Raw genomic sequence first — 17,961 nt, 5'->3', positions numbered from 1 at the left:
TTCGGACCGGGATCAGGGTAGCCCCGGCCCCGGCCCTCCGTACGCCGTGGCGTGCACGGAGCCGAGCAGGCGCAGGGCTCCGGCGCTCGGGCTGCCGGGGGCCGCGTGGTAGACGATCAGCTGCTGGCCGGGGGCGTCGCGTACGTCGAAGGCGTGGTAGGTCAACTCCAGGGCGCCGACGTCCGGGTGGAGGAAGCGCTTGGCCGCACGGGTCTTGCCGCGCACGGTGTGGGCGCTCCACAGCCGGGCGAAGTCCGGGCTGCGTCCGGTGAGCGAGCCGACGAGGGTGCGCAGGCGGGGATTGCCGGGGTCCCGGCCGTCCGCTTCGCGCAGGTGGCCCACGACGGCCTCGGCCGTCCGGTCCCACCGGGCGTGGAAGCGGCGGGCCGCCGGGTCCAGGAATACCATCTCGGCCAGGTTGTCCGCCCGCTCGAAGGGGGAGTACAGGGCTTCGGCGAGGGCGTTGGCGGCCAGGACGTCGAGGCCGGGGCCGATGACGAACGCGGGGGTGTCGGGGTACCCGTCGATCAGCGTGCGCAGGGCGGGACTCACCCGGGCCGCGGCAGCCGGGCCCGGACGGGCCTGCGCCGTACCGGCCAGCCGGTGCAGGTGCGCCACGGCGTCGGCGTCCAGCAGCAGGGCGCGGCCGAGCGCGTCCGACACCTGCGCCGAGGGCCTGCGCTCGCGCCCCTGTTCGAGCCGCGTGTAGTAGTCCGCGTTCACCCCGGCCAGTACGGCGACCTCCTCGCGGCGCAGCCCGGCCACCCGGCGCACTCCGTGGCTCGCCATGCCGACGTCGCCGGGCCGGACGGCGGCGCGGCGCGCGCGCAGGAAGTCTCCCAGTTGGTTCTCGCTCACGGCCCCAGGCTAGGCCGCTGCCCGCGCGGGGCGCCTGGGTGCGCCGCACCCAGGCTCCTCCCGGCCTGGGCGACGGCCGGGACCCGGCCCAGACTCGGTGCCCTGCCGAGACGAGGAGCCGGAAATGAACACCCACACCACCAAGGTCATCGCCATCACCGGGGCGAGCAGCGGGATCGGTGAGGCGACCGCCCGCCGGCTCGCCGCCGACGGGCACAGCCTGCTCCTCGGAGCACGCCGCACCGGGCGTCTCGACGCGCTCGCCTCGGAGATCACCGCCCTGGGCGGCACGGCCGCGGCCCGGCGGCTGGACGTCACCGACGCCGCCGACGTGCGGGCGTTCGTCCGGGCTGCCCGCGACCTCTACGGGCGCCTGGACGTGATGGTCAACAACGCGGGCGTCATGCCGCTCTCGCCACTGGAGGAGCTCAGGACCCGGGAGTGGGACCGGATGATCGACGTGAACCTGCGGGGGGTGCTCCACGGGATCGCCGCCGCCCTTCCGGTGATGCGCGCCCAGGGCGGCGGGCACGTCGTGAACGTCGCGTCCGTCGGGGCGTACGAGGTCGTCCCCACGGCCGCCGTCTACTGCGCCACCAAGTTCGCCGTCCGTGCGATCTCGGAGGGCCTGCGCAAGGAGTCCGCCGGCGACGTCCGGGTGACCGTCGTCTCCCCCGGCGTCACCGTGTCCGAACTCGCCGACGGCATCACGGACCCGGCCGCCAGGGAGGCGATGCGCAGCTACCGCGAGGTGGCCCTGCCGGCCGGCGCCATCGCGGACGCGATCGCCTACGCCGTCTCCCAGCCGCCGGAGGTGGACGTCAACGAGATCGTGGTCCGCCCGTCCGCGAGCGCCCAGTGACGGGGGCCGGGCGTCCCTGCGCGGGATGCGGCACGGCCGACGGCGACCCGGACGGACTGGCGCGCCGGGTGCGGGTACTGGAGGACAAGGAGGCGCTGCGCGCCCTGATGGTCCGTGGCTGGCGGGCCCTGGACCGCAAGGACTGGGAGGCCTGGGCCGCCTGCTGGGCCGAGGACGCCGTCCTGGAGTTCGGCCCGTGGGGGCCGGTCCGGGGGAAGGAGGCGATCCGCGCCCGGGTGGCGGAGGCCGAGTCCCCGTTCCCGAGCATGCAGCACCACCTCCTCAACCTGCACTTCGACGTGGCGGGCGACACGGCGACCGGCATCGGCTACATGTGGTTCGTCGCCGTCACCGAGCCCGGAAGGACCTCGGCCCCCTACTCCATGGGCGGCCCCTACGACTGGGAGTTCCGGCGCGACCCCGGTCAGGGGTGGCTGCTGGCCCGGCAGCGGCTCGGGGTCTGGTGGACCGCCGGCGACGCCCCCCGGGAAGCGTTCGCTCCGCGGTGACGCACGACAGGGGGCCGCGGCTGCGGCAGGGTACGCCCGGCCGTCAGTAGCCCGTATGGACTCCGGCCCGCCGCGTCAAGATGCCGTCAGCGGTGGGCCGCGGGGGTACCGGGCCGGGGATAGCTTTCGAGTGGCCGTCCCGGAACGCCTCCCCGCACCCGGGGCGCCCGACACTCGTCCACGGCTCCCCAGGAGGGCCCCATGTGCCTGTTCCAGTACGACGACGACCCCGAGCCCGAGGAACGCGTCCCGGCCGGACTCCTCCACGTCCCCGTCCGGCCGGGAGCGGCGGAGGTGGCGGTACGCATGTTCCGCACCCCGCTGGGCGCTCGTACCGCCGTCGGCTTCACCGATCCCGGGCTGCTGGCCGCCGTGTTCGGCGCGGAGCAGCCCTTCATCCGGCTCTCCGAGCAGGCTCTGCGGGCGATGGCGGAGCCCCTCGGGGTGGAACTGCTGACCGTCGACCCGACGTTCACCGCACCCGCGGTCACCCGCTCCGTCACCGGTGGGTCCCCCGTGCCCGCCCCGCACCCGCGGCGGGCCTCTTCGGCTCCGGCCGCGTGAGAAGGGGGACCGTACGATGACCACCGCTGTCATTCCGGCCTCGGAACCGGGTACGGACGGCCCCTCCGTCTGGCCGGCGTCGACCACCCGGCTCCCGCACGGCGGCCTGGCCGTCGGCGGCGTCGACCTCGTCGAGGTGGCGGAGCGCTTCGGGACCCCCGTCTACGTCCTGGACGAGGGTGAGCTGCGCGGGCGCTGCCGGACGTACAAGGAGGCCTTCCCCGAGGCCGAGGTCTACTACGCGGCCAAGGCGTTCCTCTCCCGGGCCGTGGTGCGCTGGGTGCGGGAGGAGGGCCTGGGGCTGGACGTCTGCTCGGCCGGGGAACTGGAACTGGCCGTCACGGCGGGGTTCCCGCCCGATCGGATCGTGCTCCACGGCAACGCCAAGTCTCCGCACGACCTCGGCACGGCGCTGCGGCTCGGGGTCGGGCGGATCGTGATCGACAGCCCGTCGGAGATCGCCCGCATCGCCGCCGCCGTGGGGCCGGACGGCCGCCAGAAGGTGATGGTGCGGGTGGTCCCGGGCGTCTCCGCCGGCGGCCACCACAAGATCCGCACGGGTACCGACGGGCAGAAGTTCGGGCTCGCCGTCGGCGACGGGTCCGCACTCCACGCCGTGGCCCGGATCCTCGCCCAGCCGCAGTTGGAGCTGACCGGGCTGCACTGCCACATCGGCTCCCAGATCACCGAGGTGGGGCCCTACCTCACCGCGCTGCGCCGCATGGTCGACCTGATGGCCCGCATCCGCGACGCCCACGGCCGGGTACTGCCCGAGCTCGACATGGGCGGCGGTCACGGCATCGCCTACCGCCCGGGTGAAGCGGCCATGGACGTCACCGTCCTCGCGCGCGGGCTGCGCGCCGAGCTGGCCGGGGCCTGTGCGGGGGCCGGGCTGCCCGTTCCCCGGCTGGCCGTCGAGCCGGGCCGGGCCGTCGTGGGGCCGGCGGGGGTGGCCGTGTACCGGGTGCTGGCCGTGAAGCAGACCGGGGCGACGGTGTTCGTCGCCGTCGACGGCGGTATGAGCGACAACCCCCGGCCCGCCCTGTACGGGGTCCGGTACGCGCCCCGGCTGATCGGCCGGGCCGGGGCGGCTCCCCGTACGGCTACCGTCGTCGGCCGGCACTGCGAGGCCGGGGACGTGCTCGCGGCCGGGGTGGAGCTGCCCGGTGACGTGCGGCCGGGCGACCTGATCGCCGTACCGGTGGCGGGCGCGTACCACCTGTCCATGGCCTCCGGCTACAACATGGTGGGCCGGCCGCCGGTGGTCGCGGTCGACCGGGGCACCGCCCGGCTCCTGGTCCGGCGCGAGACCCTGGACGACCTCCGTCGGCGGGACATCGGCGGGTGAGGACGTACGCGTCCGGTCCCGTCGGTCCGTCCGCCCCGGCGGCAGTCCGGCGGGATTCCCGTCGGCTTCCCCGCGCCGCCGGTCAGCCGGCGTGGACGTGGGGGCGGCGGGAGCGGTCCGGTTCGGCTTCGCGGATGACCTCGCGGGTGACGGGGGCGACCTCGCCCTGGCCGAAGAGGAAGAACCGGAAGAAGTTGGCCATCGGGTTGCCCTCGGTCCACTCGAAGTAGATGTGGGGCCGTTGGCCGGTCTCGTCGCGTACGTGGAGCAGGAGGGCGGCGAGGGCGTTGGGGATGCTGGAGCTCTCCAGGGTCAGGACGCGGTAGCGGTCGTGGAGCACCTCGCCGCGTACGCGCATGCCGGACTCGAACTCGGAGGCGTCCAGGACGGTGACCTCGACGAACACGACGTCGTCCTCGGCCGGGATGTCGTTGTCCGCGCGGATCTGCGCCTTCTTCTGCCGGTACTCCTCCAGGTCCCGGTTGTCCGGCTCGTTGGCTATGAACCGGATCGTGCGGTTGGCGGTGTCCCGGATGAACCGCTGCGCCATGTCGTCGAACTCGATGTGCGTGACGCGCAGCTCGAAGACGCGGGCGAGGCGCGAGAGGAGGGAGAGCGCCATGATGCCGCCGATGAAGCAGGCGCCGATCTTCACGCCGTCCGGCCGCTCCACGACGTTGACGCCCGTGGTGTAGATGAAGACGGCCGAGATGATGCCGAAGCCGATGGTCCAGCCACGCTCCCCGGCCCGGCGGGCGGCGATGGTCACGGCGACGGCCGCCGAGGTGATCAGGACGAGGACACCGGTGGCGTAGGCGCCGCCCTGGGCGTCCACGTCTGCGTTGAAGAGCCAGGTCACCAGGAAGGCGACCAGCGTGAAGACGATCACCATCGGGCGCAGGGCGCGGGCCCAGTGCGGGGCCATGCCGTAGCGGGGCAGGTAGCGCGGCATCAGGTTCAGCAGGCCCGCCATCGCCGAGGCGCCCGCGAACCACAGGATGCAGATGGTCGAGACGTCGTAGACGGTGCCGAAGGCGGAGCCCAGGTGCTCGTGCGCCAGGTAGGCCAGGGCGCGGCCGTTGGCCTCGCCGCCGGGCTGGAACTCGGCGGCCGGGATCAGCAGGGTGGTGATGAGGCTGGAGCAGATCAGGAAGACGCTCATGATCACGGCGGCCGTGGTCAGCAGCTTCTTGGCGCCGCGGATCCGGCCGGCGGGCCTCTCCCCGGTGTCCGCGGGACCGCCCTGGACGTGCGGCATGACCGCCACGCCCGTCTCGAACCCGGAGAGGCCGAGCGCGAGCTTGGGGAACACGACGAGGGCGATGGCGATCATCATGAACGGGTTGCCGTGCTCGGTGGTCAGCGCCGTCGTCCAGTCGGTGATGACCTGCGGCTCGGTGAACACGTTCCACAGCCCGACAGCCACGACGACGACGTTCAGGGCGAGGTAGGTGGCCACCAGGACCACGGCGACGCCGATGGCCTCGCTGAACCCCTTGAGGAAGACGCCGCCGAGCAGCGCGATCAGGATCAGGGTGATCAGTACCTCGTGGCCGTGCAGGGTGCTGGTGAGGTGCGGGTTCTCCACCAGGTGCGCGGTCGCGTCGGCGGCGGAGAGCGTGATGGTGATGAGGAAGTCCGTCGCCGCGAACCCGAGCAGGGTCAGGACGAACAGCTTCCCCTTCCAGAACGTCAGCAGCTTCTCCAGCATGGCGATGGAGCCCTCGCCGTGCGGGCTCTCCTCGGCCACCCGCCGGTAGACGGGCAGCGCGCCGAAGAGGGTCAGCAGCACGAGCACGATGGTGGCCAGCGGCGAGAGCAGGCCGGCCGCGAGGAAGGCGATGCCGGGCTGGTAGCCGAGGGTGGAGAAGTAGTCCAGGCCCGTCAGGCACATGACCCGCCACCACGGCCTGCCGTGCGGCTGGGCCGCCGCTTCCCTGGCTGCGGGAGAACTGGTCTGGGCGGTCAGGCCTTCCAGCATCCACGCGCGCAGGCGCGTGGAGCGGGCAGGGGTGGCCATGGTCGGGCGCTCCTGTCGTACGGTGTGGATTCGGCCATCGGAGTCGACGGCTGAGTCAGCGTACGCAGCGAGAACCCGGCCGATACGCCTATGGCCTCGCCGGACGGAATCCTGACGCCCTCTTAACGCCGGCGCCTTCCCTCCGGTGGCGCGGGGGTGCCCTCCCCCGTCGGCCGTGACACGGCAGCGGAGCCGGCAGATCACCGCGTCGGTGTCGCGGCGGACGGCGTGGGCGACGACGGAGCCTCGCTGGTTCTGGAGCAGCCGCTGCCAGAGGCGGGCCGGTTCGGTTCGGTCTCCGGGATCCGGACGGTCAGCTGCGCGTCCTGGTGGGCCCGCGCCGGCTCCGCACGTACGCCGGCAGGGGGCGGCCGAGCGAGCGGGTTCTTGGCGTCCTCCATACGGCTCCCGGGCCGGTCTTCACGCGCCTTTGACACCCGGCCGGCCCGGCGCTCGCGCCCTTGCACACGGGATTCCGTATGCGAGGCGTCAAGAGTTGCTCCGCACCCGTATGGAGGCCGTCAAGGCGCCCTATTGCCGGGCCGAAGACGCGGTTATGTGGTCTTCGGCCATGTGGCCGGTTCATTACTTCCCTCTTCATCCAGGAGCTCACGGTGGCCGATCTGGCCTTCGTCGTCACCACGGTCGCGGTCTTCGCGCTGGTGGCCCTCATCGCCCGGGGGGTGACCAAGCTGTGACCGTCGAAAACATCGTCGGCCTGGTGGTGGCCGTCTCCCTGCTCGGATACCTCGTCCTCGCCCTCGTGTACCCGGAGAGGTTCTGAGCACCGATATGAGCCCCGTAACCGCTGGTGTGCTCCAGCTCCTCGCACTGATCGCCGCGCTCGCGCTGGCCTACCGTCCGCTCGGCGACTACATGGCCCGCGTCTACTCCTCCGAGAGGCACTACAAGCCGGAGAAGTGGATCTACAAGGCGATCGGCGCCGATCCGAACGCCGAGATGCGCTGGCCCGCATACCTGCGCGGTGTCCTCGCCTTCTCCGCCGTGAGCGTCCTGTTCCTCTACGCCCTCCAGCGGCTCCAGGGCGTCCTGCCCGGCTCGCTCGGCTTCCAGGCGATCGACCCCGACCAGGCCTTCAACACCGCCGCGTCCTTCGTCGCGAACACCAACTGGCAGTCGTACGCGGGCGAGCAGGCCATGGGGCACGTCGTGCAGACCGGCGGCCTGGCGGTGCAGAACTTCGTCTCCGCCGCCGTCGGCATGGCCGTCGCCGTCGCCCTGGTCCGGGGCTTCGCACGGTCCCGTACAGGTGAACTCGGCAACTTCTGGGCCGACCTGGTGCGCGGCACCGTCCGCATCCTGATCCCGATCTCCGTGATCGGGGCCCTGGTCCTGGTCGCGTGCGGTGCCATCCAGAACTTCTCCGGCATCCACGAGGTCGGCCAGTTCGCGGGCGGCACCCAGCAGTGGAACGGCGGCGCGGTCGCCTCCCAGGAAGTCATCAAGGAACTCGGAACGAACGGCGGCGGCTACTTCAACGCCAACTCCGCCCACCCCTTCGAGAACCCCACCCCGTTCTCCAACCTGTTCGAGATCTTCCTGATCCTCGTCATCCCCTTCGCCCTCACGCGGACCTTCGGCCGCATGGTCGGAAGCCTGCGCCAGGGCTACGCGATCCTGGCGACGATGGCGACCATCTGGATCGGGTTCACCGCGCTGATGATGTGGACCGAATTCGCCCACCACGGCCCGGCGCTCCAGGCGGCGGGCGGGGCGATGGAGGGCAAGGAGACCCGCTTCGGCATCGGCGCCTCGGCGATCTTCTCGGTCGCCACCACGCTGACCTCCACCGGCGCGGTCAACTCCTTCCACTCCTCCTACACCGGCCTGGGCGGCGGCATCCAGCTGCTGGGCATGCAGCTCGGCGAGATCGCTCCCGGCGGTGTCGGCTCCGGCCTCTACGGCATGCTCGTCATGGCGGTCATCGCGGTGTTCATCGCCGGCCTGATGGTCGGCCGCACGCCCGAGTACCTGGGCAAGAAGATCAGCACCCGCGAGATCAAGTTCGCCGCCTGCTACATCCTCATCACGCCCGCCCTCGTCCTCGGCTTCACCGCCGCCGCGATGGCCCTGCCCACCCCGGCGAACTCGATGACGAACAGCGGTGCACACGGGTTCTCGGAGATCCTGTACGCCTACACCTCGGGCGCCAACAACAACGGCTCCGCCTTCGCGGGCCTGAACGCCGACACCCAGTGGTTCAACTCGACCATCGGCATCGCCATGCTGCTCGGCCGCTTCCTGCCCATGGTCTTCGTCCTCGCGCTCGCCGGCTCGCTCGCCGAGCAGAAGCCCGTCCCCGAGACCGCCGGCACCCTCCGTACCGACAAGCCCCTCTACGCGGGCCTGCTCGTCGGCACCATCCTCATCATCACCGGTCTGACCTACTTCCCGGCGCTGGCGCTGGGGCCGCTCGCCGAAGGGCTCGCATCATGAGCACCGCCACACCGACCCGTGCTCCGCACGACGACCTGCCCACCGGCCACAAGCCGCCCGCCGGCCGCGTCGGCGGGGGCCTCTTCGACCCCAAGGCACTGCTGAAGTCCTTCCCGGACGCCGTCCGCAAGCTCGACCCGCGCGTCATGATCAAGTCCCCGGTCATGTTCGTCGTCCTGATCGGCTCGGTCGTCACCACCGTGCTGGCGGTCATGGACCCGACCGACTGGTTCGGCTGGGCCATCACCGCCTGGCTCTGGCTCACCACTGTCTTCGCCAACCTCGCCGAGGCCGTGGCGGAAGGCCGGGGCAAGGCGCAGGCCGACACCCTGCGCAAGGCCAAGACCGACTCCGTCGCCCGCCGTCTGAAGGCGGACGGCACGGAGGAGTCCGTCCCGGGTACCGACCTCAAGATCGGCGACCTGGTGGTCTGCGAGGCCGGCGACACCATCCCCGGCGACGGTGACGTCGTCGAAGGCGTCGCCTCGGTCGACGAGTCCGCCATCACCGGCGAGTCCGCTCCCGTCATCCGGGAGTCCGGCGGCGACCGCTCGGCCGTGACCGGCGGTACGAAGGTGCTCTCCGACCGGGTCGTCATCAAAATCACCACCAAGCCCGGTGAGACCTTCATCGACCGCATGATCGCCCTGGTCGAGGGCGCCGCCCGGCAGAAGACGCCCAACGAGATCGCGCTGAACATCCTCCTCGCCTCGCTCACGATCGTGTTCCTGCTGGCCGTCGTCACCCTCCAGCCCTTCGCGATCTACGCGGGCGCCGAGCAGTCCATGATCGTGCTGACGGCCCTGCTGGTCTGCCTGATCCCGACCACCATCGGCGCGCTGCTGTCCGCGATCGGCATCGCCGGCATGGACCGCCTGGTCCAGCGCAACGTCCTGGCCATGTCCGGCCGGGCGGTCGAGGCCGCCGGTGACGTGTCCACGCTGCTGCTCGACAAGACCGGCACCATCACCCTCGGCAACCGCCAGGCCTCCGAGTTCGTCCCCGTCGCGGGAACGACGGCGGCCGAACTGGCGGACGCGGCCCAGCTGTCCTCCCTCGCGGACGAGACGCCCGAGGGCCGTTCCATCGTCGTCCTGGCGAAGGAGAAGTACGGGCTGCGCGAGCGCCACCAGGGCGAACTCGCCCACGCCGAGTGGATCGCCTTCACCGCCCAGACCCGCATGTCCGGCGTGGACGTGGACGGGAGGCAGACCCGCAAGGGTGCGGCCGGATCCGTCATCACCTGGGTCAAGGAGCGCGGCGGCCGGGTCTCCGACGACGCCGACCTCCTCGCCAACCGGATCTCCGAGGCCGGCGGCACGCCGCTCCTCGTCGCCGTCGACGACGAGGAGGGCGCCCGCGTCCTGGGTGTCATCCACCTCAAGGACGTGGTCAAGGAGGGCATGCGCGAGCGCTTCGAAGAACTGCGCCGCATGGGCATCAAAACCGTCATGATCACCGGCGACAACCCGCTGACCGCCAAGGCGATCGCGCAGGAGGCCGGCGTGGACGACTACCTCGCCGAGGCCACCCCCGAGGACAAGATGGCCCTCATCAAGCGGGAACAGGCGGGCGGCAAGCTCGTCGCGATGACCGGCGACGGCACCAACGACGCCCCCGCCCTGGCCCAGGCCGACGTGGGCGTCGCGATGAACACCGGCACCTCGGCCGCCAAAGAGGCCGGGAACATGGTCGACCTGGACTCCAACCCCACCAAGCTCATCGAGATCGTCGAGATCGGCAAGCAACTCCTGATCACCCGGGGAGCCCTGACCACCTTCTCCATCGCCAACGACGTCGCCAAGTACTTCGCGATCATCCCCGCCATGTTCGCGGTGGTCTACCCGGGCCTGGACAAGCTCAACATCATGGGCCTGGCCTCCCCCGAGTCCGCGATCCTCTCCGCCGTCATCTTCAACGCGCTGATCATCGTGGCGCTCGTGCCGCTCGCCCTCAAGGGCGTCCGGTACAGGCCGACCAGCGCCGACCGGATGCTCCGCCGCAACCTCGGCGTCTACGGACTCGGCGGCCTCGTCGCCCCGTTCATCGGCATCAAGCTCATCGACCTCCTCATCTCCCTCATCCCCGGGATCGGCTGATCGGCATGAACAACTCTGTAGGCAGCACAGCTCGGTTGATCGGGGCGGGTCTGCGGGCCCTGCTCGTCCTGACCGTGATCAGCGGGGTCGTCTACCCGCTGGCCGTCACCGGGATCGCCCAGGCCCTCTTCAACGACAAGGCCAACGGCTCCGAGATCAAGGACCACAACGGCAACGTCGTCGGCTCCTCCCTCATCGGGCAGCGCTACGACCTGCCCAAGAAGGACCCCGACGACGCCGAAGAGGCCGCGAAGCCGGACCTCAAGTGGTTCCAGCCCCGCCCCTCTGGCGGCCTCGGCACCAACAGCGTCAACACCCAGTACTCGCTGATCCTCTCCGGAGCCACCAACAAGGCCGCCGACAACCCCGACCTCGTCAAGCTGGTCACCGAGGTCAAGGAGGCCGTGATCGCGGACAACTCCACGGCCACGTACGAGGTCGGGGCGCAGGACGTGCCGGCCGACGCCGTCACCTCCTCCGGTTCCGGCCTCGACCCGGACATCTCCCCCGCGTACGCCGCCCTCCAGGTCCACCGGGTCGCGGAGAAGAACGGCCTGACGGTCGAGCAGGTCGAGAAGCTCGTCAAGGACAACACCCGGGGCCGGACCCTCGGTTTCATGGGTGAACCCCGCGTCAACGTCCTCGGACTCAACACCGCGCTCAAGGCACTGACCGAGGGCTGATGTCCCGCATCGCGCGGACGGGGAGCCGGCAGGGCGCGGGACGCCCGCGCCCTGCCGGCTCCTCACCGTCCCGCTCCCGACGAAGGAAGGGCTGCACACCACATGACCCGGGTGCTGGTGGTGGAGGACGATCCCCAGCTCGTCCGCGCACTCAAGATCAATCTCCAGGCGCGCAAGTTCGAGGTCGAAGAGGCCCCGGACGGCGGCTCGGCCCTGCGGCTCGCGGCCGCGCGCAAGCCGGACGTCATCGTGCTCGACCTCGGGCTGCCCGACATGGACGGCGTCGACGTGATCAGGGGCGTGCGCGGCTGGAGCCGCGTGCCCATCCTGGTGCTGTCCGCCCGCCACACCTCGGAGGACAAGGTCCGGGCCCTGGACGCCGGTGCCGACGACTACGTGACGAAACCGTTCAGCATGGACGAGCTGCTGGCCCGGCTGCGGGCGGCCGCCCGCAGGCAGGAGCCGGCCGACACGTCGCGGGCCGACGAGGTCTCGATCGTCACGACCGACGGGTTCACCGTCGACCTGGTGGCGAAGAAAGCGTACCGGGGCGAGCGCACGGTACGGCTGACCCCGACCGAGTGGCACCTGCTGGAGATCCTCATCACCCACCCGGGCCGGCTGATCAGCCAGGGCAGGCTGCTGCTGGAGGTCTGGGGCCCGACCTACGGGGACAACACCAACTACCTGCGCGTCTACATGGCCCAGCTCCGGCGAAAACTGGAACCGGACCCTTCGCACCCCCGATACCTGATCACCGAGCCCGGCATGGGCTACCGCTTCGAACCCTGAACAGAAGAAGAGCCACCATCATGGGACGCGGCGAGCTCCGCCTCCACCGCCCCCGCGGACGCGCCCCGGCCTATGACGCCTTCTTGTAGATGTGGTCGAGGCTGCCGCACATCACGTCGGAGGAGCCGATCCACATGATCGTGAAGGTGTAGCCGCCGCTCTTCGAGGTAACGGAGTCGGCGCAGTAGGCCGGCTCGATCCCCCGGGGTGCGACGGCCTGCGTCCGCAAGGGAAACGGCAGGCGCCCGGGCAGCCAGCAGGCCCCGATGTCGACGATCCCCTTGAGGTCCTTCCGGACGACCGCCACCATGCCGATCGACCAGGGCGTCGCCGTGTGCTGGTACACGCCGACGGCCAGGCGGTCGGTCTCGTACGCGCACTGCGCGAGGTCGTTGGCCGCGTCCAGCTTCCCGACGAACTGGCCCACCCCGCTACGGAACTTCGTGTACTCCGGGTCGCCGTTCCTCGGGACGAAGCCGAGGATCCGGTCGGTCAGCCCGGCGAGGGGCAGGCAGGGGTTCTGGCTGATCCTGCCGACCCCGTCCGCCGACGGGAAGGCGGGCAGCTGGGAGCGGGTGAGGGGGCCGGGGGTGGGGCAGGGAGGCTTCGTGGTGCCGCCGGTGCCCCCGCTCCGGCCGGACCCGGCCGAGGGCCCCGGGTCGGGGAGTCCCGCGCCGGCCCGCCCGCTCGCGCCGCTGCGGTCCGGCCCGGGGACCGGCGGCGCGCATGACGTGCCCGTCAGGGCGATTACGGCCGCCACCGTCACGGCCGCGGCGACGGCGTCCCGGCGTGCTCGCATCATGTTCTCTCCCTGGGTGTCGTGTCGCAGGACGTGCGACCGGTGTGCCGCCAACGGTGGCCCCCGCGGGTCAACCGGGGCATCAGTACCGCCACTGGACCGGGTACGCAGCCGCGGCCACGTACGCCGGCCGGGGCCGGCTGCGGGATACTGCCGGGGTGGAAGGCGAACTCATCGGCAGGGCGTCCGAGTTGGCGGTCCTCGCGGCACGGATCGAGGCTGCGGCACGGGGCTCCGGATCCGTGGTGCTGCTCGCGGGTCCGGCGGGGGTCGGCAAGAGCACGCTCGCGGCCGAGGCGCTGCGCCGTCACGCCGACCGCGAGCGCATCACCGTCGTACGGGGCCACTGCCCCCGGGACTCGGTGGCACCGCCCCTGTGGCCGTGGCAGCACGCGCTGCGCCTGGCGGGCGTCCCCCTCGGACTTCCCGCACCGCGACACTCCGAGCCGGCCGACGCGGCGGCGGCGCGGTTCCTGGAACTGGCCCGCCTGAGCGGGGCACTGGCCGCGGTCGCCGCGGAGCGACCGCTCGTCGTCCTGCTGGAGGACCTGCACTGGGCCGACACGGCCAGCCTCGATCTGTTGTGCCGGCTGACCGGTCAGATCACCGAACGCGGGCTCCTCGTCGTCGGCACGTTCCGGGAGCCGGCCCCCGAGGAACCCGCCGGGGCGCTCGCGGAACTGGGCCGCTACGGTGCCCGGACGCTGCGCCTGGCGCCGTTCACCCCGGCGGAAGTCGCCCGGTGCGTCGGGGAGGCGGACGCGGCACGGTGCCACCGCCGGACGGGCGGGCTACCGCTCCTCGTCAACGCGCTCCGCGTCCACGGAGGTGGCCTCGGTACCGTCGTCAGCGGCCTGTTGGCCGGCCTGACCGGCGAGCAGAAGGACGTGGTGCGGGCGGCGGCCGTCCTCGGTGAACCGCTGGACACGGATCTCCTCGCCGCGGTCCTGCCGCGGCTCGGCGCCGCCTCCGTCACCGCGGCGCTGGAAGCGGCCTGGCACGGCGGGCTCCTCACCACCGGGAACGCTACCGGCCCCGGCCACCGCTTCATCCACGACCTGATCCGCGAGGAGGTGGTCGGGCGGACCGGCCCGGCCGCCTGCCGTGCGCTGCACCAGGCCGCCGCCCGGGCACTCGGGCGGGCCGCGGACCCGGGCGACGCGGCCCGTGTCGCCGCACACTGGCGGCAGGCCGGACCGGAGCCGGCGCACCGGGCCGCCGCGGCCCACTGGTCCCGGAAGGCGGCGGATCTGGCCCGGCGGCAGCACGCCTACGCGGACTCAGCCCGGCACCTGGCCGACGCCGCCGCCGTCCTCGACGCGGCGGACCCGCTGCGGGCGCCGGTGCTGATCGACCTGGCCCGCGCCGAGTACCTGGTCGGGGACTACGACGCCGCCCTGCGTCACTGCGAAGAGGCCTCCGAAGCGGCGGAGGCCCGCAGCCGGCCGGAACTGCTCGCCGAGGCCGCGCTGGTCCTCCAGGGCGTCACCTACCCGCGTGCCTCACGGGCCATCACCCGGCTGTGCGAGGCGGCCCTGGCCGTCGACGGCCTGCAGGACGCGCTGCGCGCCCGCGTGCTCGCGCAGCTCGCCACCGTCTCCGCCGACCTCGGTTCGCTCGGAGCGGCGGCCGGACAGGCGCGGGCGGCCATCGAACTGGCCGGGGCCACCGGTGACGCACGCGCCGAACTCGACGCCGCCCGCGCGTCGCAGATGCTCCTGGCCCATCCCGACGACACCGCCGAACGACTGCGCCTGGGCGAGCTGGCCGTGTCCAGGGCCCGGCGGCTCGGTGACCCGCCGGCCGAGGTCCTGGGCCACCAGTGGCGCGTACAAGCCGGCTACCTGCTCGGTCGGCTCGACCTGGTGGACGACGCGGTCCGCGGCATCGAGGCGGTCGCGGACCGGTCGCCGCTGCCGCTGGCCCGCTGGCACCGGCTCCGTGTCGGCGCGGCCCGGGCAGTGCAGGAGGGGCGGTTCGCCGACGCCCGCCGCGCCAACGAGGACGCCACCGCACTCGCCCGGGCCGGCGGAGACCAGTACGCGATCATGATGGGTCACGTGCTGCGGATCCAGCTGGCCCTGCTCCGCGGCGACGCCGCCGAACTGTCCGAGGAGATGTGGCACGACCTCGACCGCGCGCCGGCGAACCCGCTGATCCGGTCCATGCGGGCACGGGCGCTGCTCGCCGCCGGACGGGCCGAGGAGGCACGGGACGCATACCACCCGCTGCGCCCGCTGCTTCCGGTCCCCACGGCGAACCCGACGTGGCCCGCGGTACTGCTCAACCTGGTCGATCTGGTCGAGTCGGCCGAGCCGGCCGGTGACGCCGAAGCCGCACGGCTGGTGTACGACCAGTTCGCGCCGTTCCGGCCGTATCCCGGGGCGGTCGGCACGCCCACGGCGTACTTCTCCGGGACGGTCAGCCGCGACCTCGGCCGCCTCGCCCTCACCGCCGGCCGCCCGGCGCAGGCCGAGGAACTGCTGCGCGAAGCGCTGGTCCGCAACCGGTCCCTCGGTGCGATCCCGTACGTGGCACTGACCTGCCTGCACCTCGCCTCCGTGGAGCGCGACCGGGGCTCCCTCGCCGATGCCACCGCCCATGCCCGGGAGGCCCTGGCGATCTCCGGCCGACTGGACATGCCCGGCCCCGCGGCCGCGGCCGCACGCCTCATCGCCGAGACCGCCGCCCGGAGCGACGGCGCCGGGCCGCTCACCCCGCGCGAACGGGAGATCGCCGAGCTCGTCGTCCAGGCGCGCACGAACCGGCAGATCGCCGGCGACCTGTTCATCTCCGAACGTACGGTGGAGAGCCACGTCCGCAGCATCCTCAACAAGCTCGGCCACGCCAACCGGACGGAACTGACCGCGCGTTGGGCGGACCACCGCCCCCACGAGCCGTCCTCGGACCGGAGGCCCGTATCCTGAGGACGGCGACCCCGGCAGTGCCGATGCGTCGCAGCCGCCCGTCGCCGCCGGGCGCCGCCCCACTCCGGGTACCAGATACCCGGCGAACGACCGGGAGTCGCGCAGTGATCAGTCTGGCCGCAGTGGGTGGAGTAGCCCTGGTCGAACTGGGCATGGCGCTGACCCCGGGGCCGAACATGATCCACCTCGCCTCGCGCGCGATCACCCAGGGCCGCAGGGCGGGCCTGGTCAGCCTGAGCGGGACCGCGGTGGGGTTCCTGTGCTACCTGGTGGCCGCGGCCGCCGGCCTGTCCGCGTTGTTCGCCGCCGTGCCCCTGGCGTTCACGGTGGTCAAGCTCGCCGGGGCCGCCTACCTGGCCTACCTGGCCTGGGGGATGCTCAAGCCCGGTGGCCGCTCGCCCTTCGCTCCGGCCCAGGACCTGGCTCCGGTCTCGGACGCCCGCCTGTTCTCGATGGGTCTCCTGACCAACCTGCTCAACCCCAAGATCGCCCTCATGTACGCCGCCCTTCTGCCCCAGTTCATGGATCCGCAGGCGGGCCCGGACTGGGCGCAGCTGCTCCAGCTCGGTGGTGTGCAGATCGTCGTGGGGCTCTCCGTGAACGCCCTGGTCATGCTGGGCGCGGCACGCGTGTCGGGCTTCCTGGCCGCCCGGCCCCGCGTGATGACCGCTCAGCGGTTCGCGTCGGGCGGCCTGCTCGGCTTCTTCGCGCTGCGCACCGCCCTGACCCGTACGCCGGTCTCCGCCTGAGCCGCGCCGGTCAGTCCTTGGCGGCGCTCTGCCAGCTCATTCCCCACCCGTACTCGAGGTCCGCGGCCTGCTGCTTGAAGACGCCCGGCGCCAGTACCAGGTACTTCGCCTCCCGCCGCACGATCAGTTCCCCGTTCACGTTCTCGATCAACGCGATCGCCGCGACCGGCGAAGGGACGGTGCACTCGTCCAGGCGCATCTCGATCGGGGGCCCGGCGGGCGGGTACAGCGTGGCGACACCGTGGAGTCCCGCGAAGCTGGACGCTCCGTCGTAGATGACCACGAACACGAGGAGGCGTTTGATCTCCGCCGTGCGATCGAGATTGATCATGAGGTTCTCGCCGTCCTCGCTGCCGCCGGTCCGGTCGTCCCGGTCCAGGAGGACGTACGGCGGCTGGTCGAACGAGCCGAACTGGTTGTTGATGGGGTGGACGATCCCCTTCGTACCGTTCTGCAGCTCCCACAGACAGGAGAGGTCCAGGTCGACGTCCTCCAGCCGGACGGCGTCCTTGCCCTTGCTCATCCAGCCGCGCGGCGGCTTGGGCGCGCTCCAGGAGAGGTTGACCCGCATGGCACCCGTCGTGGCGCCCTGCTTGGCCAGCGACACCGCGGGCTCGGCCTTCGTCAGCGTGATCTTCGACAGCCGCACCGGCGGTTGCGGCGGTGCCGCCGGGGTCTGCCGTACCGGCGGAGGGGGCGGCGGAGGAGGCGCAGTGGCGGGTTCGTCGACGGTGATGCCGAAGTCGGTGGCCAGCCCGGCGAGGCCGGAGGCGTAGCCCTGGCCCACCGCACGGAACTTCCACGTACCGCCCCGCCGGTACAGTTCGCCGAGCAGGAACGCGGTCTCCGACGTGGCGTCCGTGGGGTCGAACCGCGCCGCCTCGGCGCCGCTCTCCGCGTCCAGCACGCGCACGTAGAGCCCCTGGACCCGGCCGAACGTGCTGTCGGTGGAAGCCGCGAGGACCACCCTCGCGACGTCCTGCTCCACCGCCGAGAGCGTGACACCGATCGTCTCGACCGTGTCCGTCCCGTCCTGGCGCCGTCCTTCGTGCCGGACGGCACCGCTGGGATGCGCGGGCTGGTTGTAGAACACGAAGTCGTCGTCCGACCGCACCTTGCCGGCCGACGTCAGCAGCAGGGCGGACACGTCGACGTCCGGGGCCCCGGGGCCCGCCCGCCATCCCAGCTCCACCCGAACGCCGGAACTTTCCACCGGCACGTTGGCGCCCTTGCTCAGGCCCACGTGATCCCCCTCCCGCGACCGACCCCCACGCCCGCAGCGTACGAGGTTTTC

The 17,961-nt window shown here is 72.2% G+C and carries 15 protein-coding genes; 11 read left to right on the top strand and 4 right to left on the bottom strand.

Annotation, left to right across the window (positions count from 1 at the left end):
* Window positions 1-12: 12 nt before the first annotated feature.
* A complete protein-coding gene (locus OG553_RS32610; protein ID WP_405982436.1) occupies window positions 13-858 on the bottom strand; it encodes a helix-turn-helix transcriptional regulator in 846 nt (281 codons plus the stop codon).
* 124 nt (window positions 859-982) lie between these two features.
* On the opposite strand from OG553_RS32610, the gene OG553_RS32605 reads away from it, so the two are divergent.
* The 4 genes from OG553_RS32605 (at window position 983) to lysA (ending at window position 4,141) form a co-directional block, all read left to right on the top strand.
* Window positions 983-1,720, top strand: coding sequence for an SDR family oxidoreductase (locus tag OG553_RS32605; RefSeq protein WP_405982435.1), 738 nt, complete (start codon window positions 983-985; stop codon window positions 1,718-1,720).
* Window positions 1,717-2,229, top strand: a complete 513-nt coding sequence (locus tag OG553_RS32600) for a nuclear transport factor 2 family protein (RefSeq protein ID WP_405982434.1) — start codon at window positions 1,717-1,719, stop codon at window positions 2,227-2,229. Before OG553_RS32605 ends, OG553_RS32600 begins: the two co-directional genes overlap by 4 nt.
* 201 nt (window positions 2,230-2,430) lie before the next feature.
* Complete coding sequence (locus tag OG553_RS32595; protein WP_405982433.1) at window positions 2,431-2,793, top strand: SAV_915 family protein; 363 nt, start codon at window positions 2,431-2,433, stop codon at window positions 2,791-2,793.
* 16 nt (window positions 2,794-2,809) lie between these two features.
* A complete protein-coding gene (lysA, locus tag OG553_RS32590) occupies window positions 2,810-4,141 on the top strand; it encodes a diaminopimelate decarboxylase (protein WP_405982432.1) in 1,332 nt (443 codons plus the stop codon).
* Window positions 4,142-4,223: 82 nt separating this feature from the next.
* Here lysA and OG553_RS32585 read toward each other — a convergent pair whose 3' ends face one another.
* Window positions 4,224-6,161 carry an amino acid transporter gene (locus OG553_RS32585; protein ID WP_405982431.1) on the bottom strand — a complete coding sequence of 646 codons (1,938 nt, stop codon included), beginning with the start codon at window positions 6,159-6,161 and terminating at the stop codon, window positions 4,224-4,226.
* Between the two features lie 694 nt (window positions 6,162-6,855).
* Between OG553_RS32585 and kdpF the strand changes: the two genes are divergently transcribed.
* The 5 genes from kdpF (at window position 6,856) to OG553_RS32560 (ending at window position 12,192) form a co-directional block, all read left to right on the top strand.
* Window positions 6,856-6,945, top strand: a complete 90-nt coding sequence (gene kdpF / locus OG553_RS32580; RefSeq protein ID WP_042817481.1) for a K(+)-transporting ATPase subunit F — start codon at window positions 6,856-6,858, stop codon at window positions 6,943-6,945.
* An 8-nt stretch (window positions 6,946-6,953) separates the two neighbouring features.
* The gene (gene kdpA / locus OG553_RS32575; RefSeq protein ID WP_405982430.1) at window positions 6,954-8,618 is read left to right on the top strand and encodes a potassium-transporting ATPase subunit KdpA; all 1,665 of its coding nucleotides are present in this window, start codon (window positions 6,954-6,956) and stop codon (window positions 8,616-8,618) included.
* Window positions 8,615-10,717, top strand: a complete 2,103-nt coding sequence (gene kdpB, locus OG553_RS32570; RefSeq protein ID WP_405982429.1) for a potassium-transporting ATPase subunit KdpB — start codon at window positions 8,615-8,617, stop codon at window positions 10,715-10,717. The genes kdpA and kdpB overlap by 4 nt, the downstream gene beginning before the upstream one ends.
* Before the next feature lie 5 nt (window positions 10,718-10,722).
* A complete protein-coding gene (locus OG553_RS32565) occupies window positions 10,723-11,400 on the top strand; it encodes a potassium-transporting ATPase subunit C (RefSeq protein ID WP_405982428.1) in 678 nt (225 codons plus the stop codon).
* 102 nt (window positions 11,401-11,502) lie between these two features.
* Window positions 11,503-12,192: a response regulator gene (locus OG553_RS32560; RefSeq protein ID WP_405982427.1), complete on the top strand. Its 690-nt coding sequence runs from the start codon at window positions 11,503-11,505 to the stop codon at window positions 12,190-12,192.
* 70 nt (window positions 12,193-12,262) lie between these two features.
* Here the strand turns inward: OG553_RS32560 and OG553_RS32555 are convergent, their stop codons facing one another.
* Window positions 12,263-12,994 carry a hypothetical protein gene (locus OG553_RS32555; RefSeq protein ID WP_405982426.1) on the bottom strand — a complete coding sequence of 244 codons (732 nt, stop codon included), beginning with the start codon at window positions 12,992-12,994 and terminating at the stop codon, window positions 12,263-12,265.
* A gap of 155 nt (window positions 12,995-13,149) precedes the next feature.
* On the opposite strand from OG553_RS32555, the gene OG553_RS32550 reads away from it, so the two are divergent.
* Window positions 13,150-15,918 carry a helix-turn-helix transcriptional regulator gene (locus OG553_RS32550; RefSeq protein WP_405982425.1) on the top strand — a complete coding sequence of 923 codons (2,769 nt, stop codon included), beginning with the start codon at window positions 13,150-13,152 and terminating at the stop codon, window positions 15,916-15,918.
* A gap of 104 nt (window positions 15,919-16,022) precedes the next feature.
* Complete coding sequence (locus tag OG553_RS32545) at window positions 16,023-16,667, top strand: LysE family translocator (RefSeq protein WP_405982424.1); 645 nt, start codon at window positions 16,023-16,025, stop codon at window positions 16,665-16,667.
* Window positions 16,668-16,677: 10 nt separating this feature from the next.
* Here OG553_RS32545 and OG553_RS32540 read toward each other — a convergent pair whose 3' ends face one another.
* Window positions 16,678-17,910 (bottom strand): TerD family protein, encoded by a 1,233-nt coding sequence (locus tag OG553_RS32540; RefSeq protein ID WP_405982423.1) that lies wholly within the window; start codon window positions 17,908-17,910, stop codon window positions 16,678-16,680.
* Window positions 17,911-17,961 lie beyond the last annotated feature (51 nt).

The organism is Streptomyces sp. NBC_00158 (genome assembly GCF_045160885.1).
GTDB lineage: Bacteria > Actinomycetota > Actinomycetes > Streptomycetales > Streptomycetaceae > Streptomyces.
This window is presented reverse-complemented; position numbering and strand designations above follow the sequence as displayed.